This window comes from Solibacillus sp. FSL K6-1554, from assembly GCF_038005185.1.
GTDB classification, from domain to species: Bacteria; Bacillota; Bacilli; order Bacillales_A; family Planococcaceae; genus Solibacillus; species Solibacillus silvestris.
Map to the genome: position 1 here is coordinate 1,223,680 of NZ_JBBOSS010000001.1, position 15,616 is coordinate 1,239,295.

Consider the following 15,616-nt stretch of genomic DNA (forward strand, 5'->3'; position numbering starts at 1 on the left):
TCCTAAATAAAAAAGGTTTCAGCGAGTCATTCGAATTGTGTCAGCAATGGGATGATATCTTCTTTTAACCGCTCATAAAACTCTAATTCAAGTTTTAAGTGTTCATGATGGTGCATTTGTTCAAAAAGAGTAAACATCGCTTCGATTTTTTCTTTAGAAAAGCGGAAGTGGTGATTAAAGTGGTTGCGTTTATTATGGTCGCTTAAATGCATATAGCTCCGGATTATTGTAAATAATTGATGGTATTTTTTGTTTGCCAGTTCATACGCTTCTCGACTTAACCGACCAAGTGCATTGCTCGGATCGTCAAATTTTCTGTAAAATGACTGTGCTTCACGATAAGTTTCAAGTTTCATATTCGCCGTGTAGAGGATGTGATGCTGTGCGCGGTGTTCCGGGCATTCAAAGTGGAGTATAGCTTTAACGAGATGTGAAATTTTATCGAATGTGTCTAAAGTTGTGGCGGTGCTGTCCTTTAACTGAAAAAACATGTAATCCCCTCCATCTATTCTTTATTAGATTATATCGTTTTTTTACATTAATTATCTAAATAATCAAAATATTAATAAGGTGAAATTCTTTATATATCACAAAATAGATTGATAAATGATAGGTTCTCGATAATGCGCATTTTTTCTGCAATAAGCAATGATATTGTACAAAAGTTTTGACAATTCGGAAAAAAGTATTTTATAATATCGTTATTAGAAAGTCATTACACAATATGCGTAATTGGAGGTAAAGTTATGAATCTACCGAATGTACAATTTACAGAAGAACAAAAGCAGTTTAGACAGGAAGTGCGAAGTTTTTTAAAGCAACATATTGAAAACGGGACATTTGAAACACGCTGTGACTCATGGCTTAGCGGCTCTGACCCTTCTTTTTCAAAACTAGTGGCAGAGCAGGGATGGATCGGAATGACCTGGCCGAAGCAATATGGTGGCAGTGAGCGCAGTACAATTGACCGCTATATTTTAACGGAAGAGTTTTTGGCATTTGGCGCGCCGGTAGCTGCACACTGGTTTGCAGATCGCCAGACAGGACCATTGCTGCTGCGCTTTGGTACAGACTACCAGAAGGAATTTTTCTTGCCGAAAATTGTGAAAGGTGAATGCTTTTTCGCGATCGGTTTAAGTGAACCGAACAGTGGATCAGATTTGGCATCCGTTGCAACACGCGCGGAAAAAGTGGAGGGCGGCTGGATTGTGAATGGTGCAAAAACTTGGTCCAGTAATGCCCATGATGCACATTACATGGTAACGCTCATACGTACAGAACCATTAGGTGAGAAAAAGCATGAAGGTCTTTCGCAATTTATAATCGATTTAAAAGGTGAAGGTGTGACGATTGCGCCAATTCGTTATTTAACAGGAGAACCGCATTTTAACGATATCTACTTGGATAATGTATTTGTTCCGGATGAGATGGTAGTAGGGACACTAGGTAACGGGTGGAAGCAAGGTTTGGCAGAGCTGGCATTTGAACGCAGTGGGCCTGAGCGAATTTTAAGTACATTCCCGCTTTTAAACGAGGTAATTGAACAACTGAAGATTAAGAGAGATCTAGTGGGTCTGGAAGAAGCGACGAAGCTTGTTGCTGAACTGTGGTCATTACGCAACTTATCAATTGGGGTTGCAAAAGTATTGGAAGAAGGCGGCGAAGTTGCAGTACCGGCAGCACTTGTAAAAAGTATCGGCACGAAGTTTGAACAGAAAATTCCTGAAATCATCCGCCTGATGCTTGATGTGTATCCAAACTTGCATAGCGACAATAGGGTCGAGCGATATTTGGCTGAATCTATTTTACATGCACCAGGCTTTACAATTCGTGGCGGAACATCAGAAGTTCTGTATGGAATTTTAGCGAAGGGAGTTATTGCACAATGAGCGAAATTAAAGAAATGGTCTTAGAAGTAGTTGAAAAGATTTTTAAAGATAAAGTCGAAAAAGAAACGGTTGATCTTTTGGAGGAGAATAAGTGGGCCGAAGATGTTTGGCAGCTGTTGCTAGATAATGAACTCCATCAGGTAGTGGTAAGTGAAGAAGATGGAGGAGCAGGTGGGGATATTGAAGATTTATTGGCACTGTATGAACTTTTAGGAAAATATGCTGTACCTGTTCCGTTTATTGAGCATACGTTAGCCCATTTTTTATTGCAGCAAGTGGACCTAAAAGGATTTGAGCAGTTAACTACCTACAGCATTACAATCCCGCTGCAGTTAAAGGACAATGCTTTATCCGGTACATTAAAGCATGTCGGGTGGGCCCAGTATGCTGAAAAAATTGTGGCGGTTGCACAGGAAGAGGCACAGCAGTTTATTATTGTTGCCGACTTACAAGATGCCCTTCTGAAAAACAGCACAAATTTGGCAGCCGAACCACGTTCAGAAGTCGTATTCGAAAATATGAAAGCGCTTCAAAAAGTGCCGATTTCAGCAAAGAAGTATGAGCAATTTAAAAAGTTAGTTACAGCGGCATCTGTCAGCAAAATGAGCGGAGCACTAACAACCGCATTCCAGCTGAGTGTTCAGTTTAGTAAAGAACGCGAACAATTCGGCCGTCCAATTCACCGGTTCCAGCTTGTGCAGCAGCATTTAGCGAATATGGCAGGAGAACAGACGCTTATGACAGTGGCAGTCAATAATATTCAAACATTATTGGCAGCTGGGCGAGAAGAAAGAGAAGTGGCGTATGCACGCTTGCGAATGGATGATGCGAGTCGTGTGGTGGCAACTTCTGCGCACCAAGTTCATGCAGCGATCGGTGTGACACATGAACATCGCCTCCACCAGTATACGCGCCGCTTATGGGCTTGGCGAGATGAAGAATTTACGGCACGCTACTGGAAAAAACAGTTGGCACAGCAACTGCTGAAAACAAAAATAGACTTGTGGGAAAGCATTACAGATGAAGTAGAAACGCATGTACATGCATAAGGAGGAAAACAATGTCGGATTTATTATTTGAAGTGAAGGACCATATTGCAACAATAACACTGAATCGCCCGGAAAGTTTAAATGCATTTAGCGAAGAAATGATCCTTTTGTGGATAAAAGCGCTGGAAGAAGTGCGTGACAATGATGACATTCGAGCTGTCATTTTGAAAGGAAACGGCAAAGCATTTTGCGCAGGCGGAGATATAAAAGCAATGGTGGCGGGCCAGGGCTTTTACCATAGTGAGGAAGATATTACTTCAACAGCGTTGGCCCGGAAAAATTCTTTATGGAAAAAGGTGCAGCGCGTACCTTTATTACTTGAGGAAATCGATAAACCGGTCATTGCGCAGATGCATGGCTTTGCAATGGGTGCAGGACTTGATATGGCATTGATGTGTGATATCCGTATTGCTGCACAGTCTGCGAAGTTCTCTGAAAGCTATATTAATGTAGGAATTGTTCCTGGTGATGGCGGTGCTTACTTTTTACCTCGCCTCGTCGGTATCGACAAAGCACTTGACATGTTATGGACAGCGCGTGTTTTAACGGCAGAGGAAGCAAAGGAAGCACGTCTCGTAACATTTGTTGTGAATGATGAGGACTTGGAAAGCTTTACACAAAGTTATGCGGAGAAACTGGCAAATGGTCCAATTGAAACGATCAAAATTATTAAGCGTGCTGTTTATCAAAGCCAATCAATGAGTCTTCGTTCTTCACTTGACTATATTTCGTCAAAAATGGGCTTAGTAACAGAATTACCAGCATACGAAGAAGGAGTCAAAGCAATAGTAGAAAAACGAAAAGCCGTTTTCAAATAATACAGTGCACATGGGGGGACGCGGATGAAGAAAAAATTTCTCGCAATAGTATCAATGGCTGCTATGTTGCTAGTAGGTTGCCAAAGTAATGCTGAGCGTTATGGGGAGCCGCTTATTTTTACAACAGGTACAACAACAGGTGTTTTCTATTCACTTGGAGCAGGTATCTCAACGATGTGGACAAATGAACTGGAAAAGCGTGTTGCTTCTCAAGCATCAAATGGGAGTATTGAAAACTTGAATTTAATGCGTAAAGGTGAGGCGAATATTTCATTTACGACGGTGAATATTGCCTATGAAGCATACAACGGTGTAGGAAGCTTTGAAGGAAAACAATATGAAGACGTTCGCATATTAGGGAACTTATATCCTAATATCAGTCATATTATTGTGAAAAACGATGAGAAATACAATTCAATTGAAGATTTAAAAGGAACAAGCTTCGTATTCGGAGCTGCGGGAAGTGCGACTGAGGTAGAATCCCGTCTCGTCCTTGAAGCACATGGTATTGGAGAAAAGGATATTAAAGCAAACTATGTTGGCTTTACAGAAGCGACAGATTTAATGCGAAATGGTCAGGTGGAAGGTGTCAATATATATACAGGTGTACCGGCAGCTGCTGCGACAGAGCTGATCTCAACAGTAGATTCAAAAGTTTTAAGCTTTTCTGACAGCGCCATTGACCATTTAGTAGAGGAATACCCTTGGAACTTTGCTTATACGATCGAGCCAAACACATATGATAAACAGCCGGAAGCGATACAAACTGTCGGTCAGTACAGCACGATCGTAATTGAAGAAAGTGTGAATGAAGAAACCGTTTATCAGTTGACGAAAGAGCTGTGGGAAAACTTGAACTCACTGCAAAAATCATTCAGCATTGCGAAGCAGTTCAGTCCGAAAAGCGCGGTTGCGGGAACGGCAGATATACCGCTACATCCGGGTGCAGAGCGCTATTATCGTGAAATTGGTGTAATCGATTAAAAGTAAAGGACAAGGAGGGGACGGTATGACAGAAAAAGTACTTGAAAAAGATGAAATTCAACAATTAATGGACCTTGAAGATAAAAATATCAATTCCCGTAATTATGTTGGTATATTTGGAAAAATCGTGATTGGTGTTGCAATCATCTGGTCCATCTTCCAAATATATATGAGCAGTATCGGTGTGATGGAAGCGACAAAATTTCGTGCGTGGCATTTAGGGTTTTTGCTTTTATTTAGTTTTATTTATTATCCTGCTACAAAGAAAAGTGTTGGGACGAGAAAGTTGCCTACATGGTTTGACAGCATCTGTATTACATTATCAATTTTCGTGACACTTTATTTCGTTATTATTTACGATATTTTAGTTCGAGACCGTGCAGGAGAAAATACGATTCTTGATTTATGGGTCGGCGGGATAGCGATCGTATTATTATTTGAGGCTGCACGTCGCGTTGTCGGTAATGCGCTGACATTAATTGCACTGTTTTTCCTTGCCTACAATTTCTTTGGAGCCTATATACCTGGAATTTTAGGGCATTACGGATTTAGCCTTGAGCGGATCATCAACATTATGTTCTGGGGCGGGCAAGGAATTTTCGGAACGGCTCTTGGTGTTTCGGCAACATATATTTTTATTTTCGTACTGTTTGGTGCTTTTTTAAAAAACAGCGGATTTTCGGATTTTATCAATGACTTGGCACTGACAATTGCGGGCCGTACAGCAGGCGGACCTGCTAAAGTTGCAGTGTTTGCAAGTGCGTTGATGGCCACAATCAGCGGGAGTGCAGTAAGTAATGTTGTAACAACTGGTACAGTGACAATCCCGATGATGAAAAAGGCCGGCTATTCGAAAAAATTTGCCGGGGCTGTTGAGGCGGTAGCTTCGACAGGTGGCTTAATTGCACCACCGGTAATGGGTGCCGCAGCCTTTATTATGGCGGAGTATTTAGGTGTTGCGTATTCGGTTGTTATGCTGGCGGCAGTTGTACCAGCAATACTTTACTATTTAACATTGTTTATGATTGTGCACTTTGAAGCGAAAAAAATGGGGTTATCGGGTATTTCAAAAGAGAATATTCCGGTAGCGATGCAAGTTCTTAAAAACGGGGGGCACTTATTAATCCCTTTATTTATTTTATTATTTATGCTGTTTGCAGGCTATTCGCCGTTATATGCGGCAATCTTCGCGCTATTTTCAATCGTGCCGACAGCAGCCATTCGCAAACATACACGTATGAATCTGAAAGCGGTTATCGATTCTGTTGTTGAAGGGGTCAAAGGAGCGATTAGTGTAGGAATTGCCTGTGCAATCGTAGGGATTGTTATTGCGACGATCACGCTAACAAGTATCGGTTTGATCATCGGAAACAACGTATTAAGTTTTGCTGGAGACAGTGTCATGCTGGCAGCTATTTTAACAGCGGTAATCAGTATTATTTTAGGAATGGGGATTCCGGCAACAGCTGCCTATATTATTGTTGCCACAATTTCTGTACCGATTTTAACACAATTAGGTGTACCGGCGATTGCAGCACATATGTTCGCCTTCTACTTTGCTGCTTTATCAAGTATTACTCCACCTGTAGCATTGGCACCATATGCCGCAGCAGGTATCGCTGGGGAATCGCCGAATAAAGTATCATTTGAATCGGTTCGTCTCGGGTTGATCGGATTTATTGTCCCGTTCTTCTTTATTTTTAACCCGGCGCTGCTGCTAACAGGCGGTACAATCGGAGAATACATTTTTGCGGCCATTACGGCTTGTATCGGTGGTGTATCGATTGCTGCCGGAATTAAAGGCTATTTATTCCGACACACGTATTTCATCGAGCGCCTCGTCTTTTTTGGCGCTGGGATTGCGTTAATGGATACTACGTTAATTTATAACTTAATCGCGTTAGCAGTCATTGCCGTTGCTGTTGCGACACAAATCATTTTGAAGCAGCCGGAACGGAAAATTGCACCATCGTTAATAAAAGAGTAGAAGAATTGAGGTGATGGGGATGCGCCCATTGGATAATGTTAAAATATTGGATTTATCGCGTGTGTATGCTGCTCCGGCAGGAACGATGATTTTAGCGGATTTAGGTGCTGAAGTCATTCGGGTCGAGCATCCGGCTGGTTCGGATAGTATGCGTGGTTGGGGACCATTTATAAATGGGGAAAGCACGTATTATATTTGTGCGAATCGCAATAAAAAATCAATCACATTAAATTTAAAAGACCAGTCCGATAAAGAAGTACTGCTTGATTTAGTAAAAGAAGCGGATGTCATTATCGATAATTTTAAAGCGGGCGATATGAAGAAGATGGGGCTCGATTATGAGCAGCTTAAGCAAATTAATCCGCGAATTATTCAATGCTCGGTGACCGGATTTGGTCAGACCGGGCCGCTCGCTGCAGAGCCGGGATTTGATCCGGTTATTCAGGCAATGAGCGGATTAATGGATGTAACGGGACATCCTGATGGAGAAGCGACAAAAGTAGGGGTGCCAATTGCAGATATTTTAACATCCCACTATGTTGTAATTGGGATACTGTCGGCATTAAGAATGCGTGACATGACGGGCAAAGGTCAATTTATTGATCTGGCACTGCTAGATGTACAAATGAGTTCACTCGCTAATGTTGCAAGCGCATATTTGAATACCGGTTTCAAGTCGAACCGTCTTGGCAACCAGCATAATAACGTAGCGCCATATCAGGTGTTTGAATGTTCGGATGGCCCGCTCATGTTTTGTGTCGGCACTGAAGATCAGTTCAAAAAGTTTTGCCAGATGATTAATCGCGAGGGCTGGGTGACAGATGAGCGATTTAAAACAAATTCATTGCGCAAACAAAATGAAGACGTACTAGCAGCATATATTTCCGATATTACCAAAACGAAAACCCGTGATGAATGGCTTGAGCTTTTGCAGCAGTATAAAATTCCTGGCGGACGTGTCAACACAATAGAGGAGGCGTTTCAGCAGCCGCAAGTTGTCGCCCGGAATCTAGTAGGCGAAATCGAACATCCGTCATACGGGACAGTGAAATTTGTGAAAAACCCTTTACAACATTCGGAGCTTAATATTTCCTATGAATACGGGGCACCGCAGTTAGGGGAACATACGGATGATTTGTTGAAAATTAATAAAAATTAGGAATTGTTGGGCCAAAATTGGTGATTCCTATTGATTGATATCTATTGTTGGTGAAAAAGTTAGGTGAAAAGTTTTATGACTTTTAACATAGCCCCTTCTTTTTTATATGAATGAGTTTTGCTACTATTAGGAAAAGGGGGGCTTTTGGGTGGAACAACAAAAATTTGAAAAAATGTATTTAATGCAAACAGTTCAAAAAACAATTGTAATATTGCGTGCCTTTACGAAAGAACAGCCAAAGCTTTCTTTAACTGAATTAAATAAAAAGACAGGAATCGGGCTATCTAGCTTGCAACGCTTTGTTGCCACACTAGTGTATGAAGGTTTTTTAATCCGGGATGATCGGACGAAGCAGTATCAGCTTGGCCTATCGTTAATCCACTTAGGGAAGCTAGTTGAGGAAGAATCAAGCATCATTACGATTGCACAGCCCATTCTTCAGCAGCTGAATAAAGCGACGAAAGAAAGTATTTCGATGAGCATTATTGACGGTAATGAGCGCCGCTGTATTATGAATATCGAGAGTTCATATGCTTTATCGGCACGTAATCATGTTGGGGATACTTCACCGCTCTATGCCGGAGCCTCTGCTAAATCATTGCTGGCCTTTTTACCGCAGGAAGAAATTGATCAGTATTTGGATGAGGTGGCGATGGAGCACGTAACGGAAAATACGGTTGTCGATCGCGAGCAGTTGTTGGAGCAGCTACAGGTAATTCGAAAACAGCAATATGTTTTTACACGTGCAGAACGTATTATCGGTGCCTGCTCATTCAGTACGGCGATAATTTCTAACGGGCGGCCGGTTGCATCGATTGCAATTATTATTCCGGAAGCGCGCTTTGATGAAGAGCAGTTTGATGAATTACGTGAACTCATTTTACATGCAAAATTCGATATTGAAAAACAGCTGAATAAATAAAACAATCCAACCGGGTGTAGAACGGTTGGATTGTTTTTTGTTAAATTAAAAAACACTTTCTGCTCAAAACGAACAGAAAGTGTTTTATAAAATTAGAATTGTAAATGTTTTTCGATATAAGCTTTTACTTCAGCGATCGGCATACGGATTTGTTCCATTGAATCGCGGTGACGAACTGTTACTTGACCGTCTTCTTTTGAATCGAAATCGTACGTAATACAGAATGGTGTACCGATTTCATCTTGGCGGCGGTAACGTTTACCGATCGATTGTGACTCATCGTAATCAACCGGGAATGCTTTACGCAAGTCAGCCCAAACGTCGCCAGCTTCTTCAGATAACTTTTTAGAAAGTGGCAATACTGCTGCTTTAAATGGAGCTAGAGCAGGGTGGAAGCGTAATACTGTACGCGTATCATCGCCCTCTAATTGCTCTTCTTCATATGCATCACATAAGAATGCCAATGTTACACGGTCTGCACCTAATGATGGCTCGATGCAGTATGGTACATAGCGCTCATTTGAAACAGGATCGATGTAAGTGAAATCTTCACCTGAATGTTCCATATGCTGCTTTAAGTCGTAATCTGTACGGTCTGCGATACCCCATAATTCGCCCCAACCGAATGGGAAGCGGAATTCGATATCTGTTGTCGCATTTGAATAGTGTGAAAGCTCATCATCTTCATGGTCACGTAAACGCATTGAATCTTCTTTCATACCTAATGCAAGAAGCCAGTTTTTACAGAACTCTTTCCAGTATGAGTGCCATTCAAGATCTTCACCCGGTTTACAGAAGAATTCAAGTTCCATTTGTTCGAATTCACGAGTACGGAATGTGAAGTTACCTGGTGTGATCTCATTTCGGAAAGATTTACCGATTTGTGCGATACCGAATGGTGTTTTTTTACGCATTGAACGCTGAACGTTTTTAAAGTTTACGAAAATACCTTGTGCTGTTTCAGGACGCAGGTAGATTTCGTTTGAAGAAGATTCAGTTACACCTTGGTGCGTTTTGAACATTAAGTTGAATTGGCGGATATCTGTGAAGTCGATTTTTCCGCAGTCAGGACAAGCTACTTCAAGCTCTTCCATTTTTTCTTTCATTTGATCGAAAGTCATACCGTCAACGATAATTTCTTTGCCTGTTTTTGTTAAAGAAGCATCTTCAATCAATTTATCTGCACGGTGACGCGCTTTACATGCTTTACAGTCGATCATCGGGTCGTTGAAGTTACCTACGTGACCAGATGCAACCCATGCTTTAGGATTCATCAAAATTGCAGCATCCAAGCCTACGTTATGTTCTGATTCCTGAACGAATTTTAGCCACCAAGCTTTTTTTACGTTGTTTTTAAGTTCTACACCAAGTGGACCGTAATCCCAAGTGTTTGCTAAACCACCATAAATATCAGATCCAGGAAATACGAATCCGCGGTGTTTTGCTAATGATACAATTGTCTCCATTGATTTTTCTGCCATGAAAAAAACCTCCTATAAATATTTAATCAATTATGCCTCGGCATAATTGCGTCCAGATTTTTAGACCCACAGGATGTGGGGCAGTAAGCCGTTGTCACAGAATGTGACGTATTTAGGCTGACTTTTTTTCATCTAAAAAATCTGTGACATCTGCCAGAGCTTATTTTTATTCAGCGGGTGTATAAACACCCGCTGAATAAAAATAAAAGCACCCGTCTCCGGGCACAAAAGCTCTGCCCGGGGACGAGTGCATCAAGACGATGTACCCGCGGTTCCACCCCGCTTGTTTTTAAATAAATAAAAACCTCTTTTATAAAAATAGCTCAGGGGTGCCGTTTCTCAATTCAATGTAGGCTTGCACTATCCCTACTCGCTTATGTTAGAATTGATACTTATAAATCCCTTCATCGCTTACATATTAATAATCATAAACAACAAGTGAGTTGTTCGGTAATATTGTAGCATGGGTTTGTTTTCTTCGCAATATAGAAGGAAATAGTATATAATAATTAATGAAAAAGTATAACATTATTTGAAGCGGGTGAGTCCAATCGAACTCAATAAACGTCAAGATGTAATCTTGCAAATTGTAAAAGAAAATGGCCCTATTACGGGCGAACATATCGCAGAGCGCCTTGGATTAACGCGCGCTACTTTGAGACCTGATCTAGCTATACTAACGATGGCTGGATTTTTAGATGCGCGTCCACGTGTGGGCTACTTCTATGCAGGAAAAAAAACAACGGCAGCCTTTACGGAATCAATGCTGAATTTAAAAGTGAAAGATTTCCAGTCAATCCCGGTAGTTGTTCCCGATGATATGACGGTGTATGATGCGATTATCCATATGTTTTCCGAGGATGTCGGAACACTATTCGTTATTGATAAAGATGAAATATTACAAGGTGTGCTGTCTCGAAAAGATTTACTGCGTTCCAGTATCGGAACACAGGATTTAAATAAAATGCCTGTGCATATAATAATGACGAGAATGCCGAACATCGCCTATTGTGTTAATTCGGATTCATTAATCGTGGCGGCTAAAAAGTTAATTGAACGAGAGATCGATTCCATGCCGGTTGTTGAAGAAACAGAGCGGGGATTAGTCATTACCGGGCGGTTAACGAAGACGAATATTACACGTGCGTTTATTTCGTTAGCAGAAACGCATGATTTATAGGTGATCTCATGAAAAAATTGACTATATTTGTTGTGTCAGATTCGGTCGGTGAAACTGGAGAAGCTGCTGTGAAAGCAGTAGTAAGCCAGTTTCGGCCAAATTTCGAAAAAGTAAGGATTCGAAAGTTTCCTCATATTGCGAATGTTGATGTACTGGAAAAAATTGTCCAAATTGCGATTGCAAATGAGGCAACCATTGTTTTTACGCTAGTTGAAAAGCAGATGAGACAGGCACTTCAGAAAATTGCAAGTGAATATAAAGTGCATGCAATCGACTTATTGGGGTCGATGCTTGATTTGATCGAAACTTCTTTTGATGAAATGCCATTGCAAAAGCCTGGACTTGTACATCAATTGGATGATGATTATTTTAAAAAGATCGAAGCGATTGAATTTGCTGTTAAATATGATGACGGCCAGGACCCGCGCGGCATTTTGCTGGCGGATATTGTGTTGGTCGGTGTATCAAGAACATCCAAAACTCCTTTATCGCAATATTTGGCGCATAAACGATATAAAGTGGCAAACGTGCCGCTTGTTCCGGAAGTGGAACCCCCTATAGAATTAATGCAAATCGATCCGAAAAAATGTTTTGGGTTAGTCATTACACCGGAAAAGCTCAATAATATCCGGAAAGAGCGCTTAATAACTTTAGGATTAACGGAAAATGCATTTTATGCGCAACATAGTAGAATTGAGCAGGAAATTAGCTATTTTTATAGTATTGTTGATAAAATAGGTTGTCGAACGATTGATGTGACGAATCGTGCTGTCGAAGAAACAGCGCACAAAATAATTGATATGCTAGAGCTTGATTGTTGATAGCAACTGAAGCCGCCTCTCCAAAAAGGAAGAGGAGGTTTTTTTGGTGGAATAATATTCGCGTTTTTTTAGAAACTAAGTGAACTATACTTTTGTTTCAGAAAACCTTTTGTATTTTGCTGAATTTCGACATTTATAGTTATATTCTGATTATTTTTTTGAAATTATATAGCAAGTATAGTCTTTTTGTTTTATAATAATAAAATTGTGGTAAAAATATTTATTATAGGGTAATTACAAATTTATTAAAGAATTTTGTCGTATTATAGAGGAAATTTGTAATTTATCTCGAATACTGTAGATGGTGATAATATGGCTGGAAAAATACCCGAACATGTGATTGAACAAATTCGTTCGCAGTCCGATATAGTCGATGTCATTAGCGATTATATGCAGTTAACGAAAAGAGGGCGCAACTATTTTGGATTATGTCCATTCCATGGTGAGCAAACACCCTCTTTTTCCGTATCCAGCGATAAACAGATATTTCACTGTTTTGGCTGTGGGGCAGGAGGAAACGCCATTACCTTTGTAATGGATATGGAACATCTGTCGTTTCCGGATGCACTCATTAAACTAAGTCAACGTGCGGGAATCCCGCTTGAAATGGAATTGTCGACCGATCAATCGATGTCGAATTCGCCCATTTCAAAAAAAGAGCAGCAAATGCGAGAGGCTCATACGTTTGCAGTGGAGTTTTATCATCATATTTTAATGAATACAGAAGATGGCGAACCTGCATTAAATTATTTGCTTGAAAGAGGATTTACACGTGAGCAAATCGAAACACATCAGATAGGATGGGCGTTACCGAACTGGGACACGCTGTCCATCTTACTGGAGCGCAAAGGATATGATCCGGAAGAAATGGCCGAAAGCGGTCTGATCATTCGTAAAGAAAGTGATGATAGCTACTTTGACCGTTTCCGGGGACGGATTATGTTTCCGATTCGAGATGAAAATGGAAAAACGATTGCATTTTCAGGCAGGATTTTGAATTCCGATGGCGAAGATGCTAAGTACTTAAATAGTCCTGAAACGCCGATCTTCCATAAAAGTCAAGTACTTTTTAATTTGGATAAGGCGCGGGCATCCATTCGTAAATCAAGACAAGTAATTTTAATGGAAGGCTTTATTGATGTTTTAGCAGCAAACCAGGCGGGCATATACAATGCTGTAGCAACGATGGGTACGTCTCTTACGCCCCAGCATATTACAAAGCTCAAACGCTTAGTTCAGCAAATTACGATTTGCTATGATGGTGATAATGCTGGTTTTGAGGCTGCCAAGCGCGCTGCACAAATGCTTCATCAAGAACAGATTAAAGTTGAGGTCGCTGTTTTACCAGATAAACTTGATCCGGACGAATATATTCGTACACACGGACAAGAGGCATTTAAAAATCAAATAATAGAAAAGCCGCACGCGTATATTGCATTTATGATGATGCATGCGAAACGCGGCAAAAATTTTCAATTTGAAAATGACACACTTCAATACATTCAAGAAGTTCTGGAAACATTAAAAAATAATACTTCTCCAACTGAACGTGATTTATACATTCGCCAATTGGCAAATGAAACGAATATTTCCCATGAGGCAATCAGCACCCAATTAAGAAAAATGGTCGCGGATAATGTAAAAGAGCAGAAACGCGATCAAAAAATGGTGGAAGAACCAACTGTCCTACTCCAAAGGGAGCGTAAAAAAGACGCAACAGACCGTGCCGAAAGTATACTTTTAGCACATATGTTGCATGATGTAAATATTGTGAATAAAGTTCTCAGAGAGGGAAATAACGAACCTTTCATCCATGAGGAATATTTATCCGTATTTGTACGTTTAATTGGTTTTTATGAAGAATATGAAATGGCTGATTTCCATCGATTCGTCGAAGTGTTGGATGATCATGATTTACGAAAAATCGTGATGGATGCTGCGTTACTTGAGCGTGACCCTGATAATGGTGAAGCGGAAATAATTGATTGTTTAAAGCAAATCGAAAAACGCCGATTAGAACTAAAGATTGAACAATTAAAGCACGATCAAAAAGAAGCAGAAAAAATGCATGAGCATAGACGAGCACTTGAGATTGCCCAACAAATAATTAACTTAAATAGAAAGATAAAAATGGGCGTTTAACGCGATTTGTTTTTAGAAGGAGGAAGGTTTATGGCGGACAAGTCAAAACATTCAAAAGATACGGTAGTGAACGGGGTTTCATTAGAGCAGGTAAAAAAGCAACTTTTAGCTAAAGCAAAACAGGTTGGCGAAATGTCAATGAAGGAAATCTCTGATACATTAGCATTTTTTGAACTGGAGAACGAAGAGATTTTCAACTTTGCCGATGAAATCGAAAAAAATGATGTAACAGTTGAAGGAAAAGAAGAATTTGAAGAAGAAGCACTTTCTAAGCAAGAATCAAGTGAAGAAGCTTTCGACTTAAATGATTTAAGTGTTCCTCCTGGCGTTAAAATTAATGACCCGGTACGTATGTATTTAAAAGAAATCGGACGTGTGGATTTACTTTCCGCAGATCAGGAAATTCGTTTAGCGGAACGTATTGAACAAGGTGACGAAGAAGCACGTAAACGTCTGGCAGAAGCTAATTTACGTCTTGTAGTTTCGATTGCTAAACGCTATGTAGGTCGTGGAATGTTGTTCTTGGATCTTATTCAAGAAGGAAATATGGGTCTGATTAAAGCAGTTGAAAAATTTGACCACCGTAAAGGGTTCAAGTTCTCGACTTATGCAACTTGGTGGATTCGTCAAGCGATTACACGTGCGATTGCAGACCAGGCCCGCACAATCCGTATTCCAGTACACATGGTAGAAACAATCAACAAACTAATCCGTGTACAACGTCAGCTTCTTCAGGATTTAGGCCGTGAACCATCTCCGGAGGAAATTGGAGAAGAGATGGATTTAACACCTGAAAAAGTTCGTGAAATTTTAAAAATTGCACAAGAGCCTGTATCATTGGAAACTCCAATTGGGGAAGAAGATGATTCACATTTAGGTGATTTCATCGAAGACTCAGAAGCACAATCTCCTTCTGATCATGCAGCATATGAGTTATTGAAGGAACAGTTGGAAGACGTGCTGGATACATTAACAGACCGTGAAGAAAACGTATTGCGTTTACGTTTTGGTTTAGATGACGGCCGTACGCGAACTTTGGAAGAAGTAGGTAAAGTGTTTGGTGTTACACGTGAACGTATTCGTCAAATCGAGGCGAAAGCATTACGTAAACTGCGTCATCCATCTCGCTCAAAACGCTTAAAAGATTTCTTAGAATAAGCTAAACAGGAAAAAGATGAAGGAGT

At 40.5% G+C, this 15,616-nt stretch carries 13 protein-coding genes; 11 read left to right on the top strand and 2 right to left on the bottom strand.

Annotation, left to right across the window (positions count from 1 at the left end; translation table 11 throughout):
• Positions 1-26 precede the first annotated feature (26 nt).
• Positions 27-491 (bottom strand): hypothetical protein, encoded by a 465-nt coding sequence (locus MHB58_RS05830; RefSeq protein WP_340734851.1) that lies wholly within the window; start codon positions 489-491, stop codon positions 27-29.
• Between the two features lie 255 nt (positions 492-746).
• Between MHB58_RS05830 and MHB58_RS05835 the strand changes: the two genes are divergently transcribed.
• From MHB58_RS05835 to MHB58_RS05865, 7 genes are all read left to right on the top strand, one after another.
• Entirely contained in the window at positions 747-1,889 is a 1,143-nt protein-coding gene (locus tag MHB58_RS05835; protein ID WP_014824408.1) for an acyl-CoA dehydrogenase family protein, read from the top strand.
• The gene (locus tag MHB58_RS05840; protein WP_340734852.1) at positions 1,886-2,938 is read left to right on the top strand and encodes an acyl-CoA dehydrogenase family protein; all 1,053 of its coding nucleotides are present in this window, start codon (positions 1,886-1,888) and stop codon (positions 2,936-2,938) included. Before MHB58_RS05835 ends, MHB58_RS05840 begins: the two co-directional genes overlap by 4 nt.
• 11 nt (positions 2,939-2,949) lie before the next feature.
• Positions 2,950-3,756 carry an enoyl-CoA hydratase/isomerase family protein gene (locus MHB58_RS05845; protein ID WP_340734853.1) on the top strand — a complete coding sequence of 269 codons (807 nt, stop codon included), beginning with the start codon at positions 2,950-2,952 and terminating at the stop codon, positions 3,754-3,756.
• Positions 3,757-3,780: 24 nt separating this feature from the next.
• The gene (locus tag MHB58_RS05850) at positions 3,781-4,740 is read left to right on the top strand and encodes a TAXI family TRAP transporter solute-binding subunit (RefSeq protein WP_340734854.1); all 960 of its coding nucleotides are present in this window, start codon (positions 3,781-3,783) and stop codon (positions 4,738-4,740) included.
• Positions 4,741-4,765: 25 nt separating this feature from the next.
• On the top strand, positions 4,766-6,727 hold the full coding sequence (locus tag MHB58_RS05855) for a TRAP transporter permease (RefSeq protein WP_008403116.1): 1,962 nt from the start codon (positions 4,766-4,768) through the stop codon (positions 6,725-6,727).
• A 19-nt stretch (positions 6,728-6,746) separates the two neighbouring features.
• Positions 6,747-7,886, top strand: coding sequence for a CaiB/BaiF CoA transferase family protein (locus tag MHB58_RS05860; RefSeq protein ID WP_065217050.1), 1,140 nt, complete (start codon positions 6,747-6,749; stop codon positions 7,884-7,886).
• A gap of 148 nt (positions 7,887-8,034) precedes the next feature.
• On the top strand, positions 8,035-8,808 hold the full coding sequence (locus MHB58_RS05865; protein ID WP_340734855.1) for an IclR family transcriptional regulator: 774 nt from the start codon (positions 8,035-8,037) through the stop codon (positions 8,806-8,808).
• 92 nt (positions 8,809-8,900) lie between these two features.
• On the opposite strand, the gene MHB58_RS05870 is transcribed toward MHB58_RS05865, so the two are convergent.
• Entirely contained in the window at positions 8,901-10,289 is a 1,389-nt protein-coding gene (locus MHB58_RS05870; RefSeq protein ID WP_008403113.1) for a glycine--tRNA ligase, read from the bottom strand.
• Positions 10,290-10,830: 541 nt separating this feature from the next.
• Here MHB58_RS05870 and MHB58_RS05875 point away from each other — a divergent pair.
• The 4 genes from MHB58_RS05875 (at position 10,831) to rpoD (ending at position 15,590) form a co-directional block, all read left to right on the top strand.
• Positions 10,831-11,469: a helix-turn-helix transcriptional regulator gene (locus MHB58_RS05875; RefSeq protein ID WP_008403112.1), complete on the top strand. Its 639-nt coding sequence runs from the start codon at positions 10,831-10,833 to the stop codon at positions 11,467-11,469.
• 8 nt (positions 11,470-11,477) lie between these two features.
• A complete protein-coding gene (locus MHB58_RS05880) occupies positions 11,478-12,290 on the top strand; it encodes a pyruvate, water dikinase regulatory protein (protein WP_008403111.1) in 813 nt (270 codons plus the stop codon).
• Positions 12,291-12,602: 312 nt separating this feature from the next.
• Positions 12,603-14,432, top strand: coding sequence for a DNA primase (gene dnaG, locus MHB58_RS05885; RefSeq protein WP_340734856.1), 1,830 nt, complete (start codon positions 12,603-12,605; stop codon positions 14,430-14,432).
• A gap of 30 nt (positions 14,433-14,462) precedes the next feature.
• Positions 14,463-15,590, top strand: a complete 1,128-nt coding sequence (rpoD, locus tag MHB58_RS05890) for an RNA polymerase sigma factor RpoD (RefSeq protein ID WP_008403109.1) — start codon at positions 14,463-14,465, stop codon at positions 15,588-15,590.
• Positions 15,591-15,616 lie beyond the last annotated feature (26 nt).

Coding starts and splice junctions, on each gene's coding strand:
- MHB58_RS05830 (WP_340734851.1), bottom strand. CDS start 491: ATGTTTTTTCAGTTAAAGGACAGCACCGCCACAACTTTAGACACATTC.
- MHB58_RS05835 (WP_014824408.1), top strand. CDS start 747: ATGAATCTACCGAATGTACAATTTACAGAAGAACAAAAGCAGTTTAGA.
- MHB58_RS05840 (WP_340734852.1), top strand. CDS start 1,886: ATGAGCGAAATTAAAGAAATGGTCTTAGAAGTAGTTGAAAAGATTTTT.
- MHB58_RS05845 (WP_340734853.1), top strand. CDS start 2,950: ATGTCGGATTTATTATTTGAAGTGAAGGACCATATTGCAACAATAACA.
- MHB58_RS05850 (WP_340734854.1), top strand. CDS start 3,781: ATGAAGAAAAAATTTCTCGCAATAGTATCAATGGCTGCTATGTTGCTA.
- MHB58_RS05855 (WP_008403116.1), top strand. CDS start 4,766: ATGACAGAAAAAGTACTTGAAAAAGATGAAATTCAACAATTAATGGAC.
- MHB58_RS05860 (WP_065217050.1), top strand. CDS start 6,747: ATGCGCCCATTGGATAATGTTAAAATATTGGATTTATCGCGTGTGTAT.
- MHB58_RS05870 (WP_008403113.1), bottom strand. CDS start 10,289: ATGGCAGAAAAATCAATGGAGACAATTGTATCATTAGCAAAACACCGC.
- MHB58_RS05880 (WP_008403111.1), top strand. CDS start 11,478: ATGAAAAAATTGACTATATTTGTTGTGTCAGATTCGGTCGGTGAAACT.
- dnaG (WP_340734856.1), top strand. CDS start 12,603: ATGGCTGGAAAAATACCCGAACATGTGATTGAACAAATTCGTTCGCAG.
- rpoD (WP_008403109.1), top strand. CDS start 14,463: ATGGCGGACAAGTCAAAACATTCAAAAGATACGGTAGTGAACGGGGTT.